Origin of the sequence: Streptomyces sp. URMC 124 (assembly GCF_051386455.1) — a bacterium.
Lineage (GTDB): Bacteria > Actinomycetota > Actinomycetes > Streptomycetales > Streptomycetaceae > Streptomyces.
Map to the genome: position 1 here is coordinate 1 of NZ_JBPQTS010000384.1, position 356 is coordinate 356.

The 356-nt window shown below is 68.8% G+C and carries 1 protein-coding gene; it reads right to left on the minus strand.

Annotated elements, in window-relative coordinates:
- Positions 1-356, minus strand: a 356-nt coding sequence (locus ACSNOG_RS33050; RefSeq protein ID WP_436756368.1) for a thiamine pyrophosphate-dependent enzyme, incomplete at both ends; no start/stop codon positions are given.

Here is a 356-nt window from a genome sequence, read left to right on the forward strand (position 1 = left end):
ACCAGGGCGGTGCCGGGGTGCTCGGCGGCCTGCTGCAGGACCTCGGTGAGGTGCTTGCGGTCGGAGTCCACCGTCCGCGCCACGAAGGAGGCTTCGGCGCCGAGGGCGAGGGAGACGGGGTTGAAGGGGGCGTCCAGCGATCCCATGGGGGTCGACTTGGTGATCTTGCCCGTCTCGGAGGTCGGGGAGTACTGCCCCTTCGTCAGCCCGTAGATGCGGTTGTTGAAGAGGAGGATTTTGAGGTTGACGTTGCGGCGGAGGGCGTGGATGAGGTGGTTTCCGCCGATGGAGAGGGCGTCGCCGTCGCCGGTGACGACCCAGACGGACAGGTCGCGGCGGCTGGTGGCGAGGCCGGT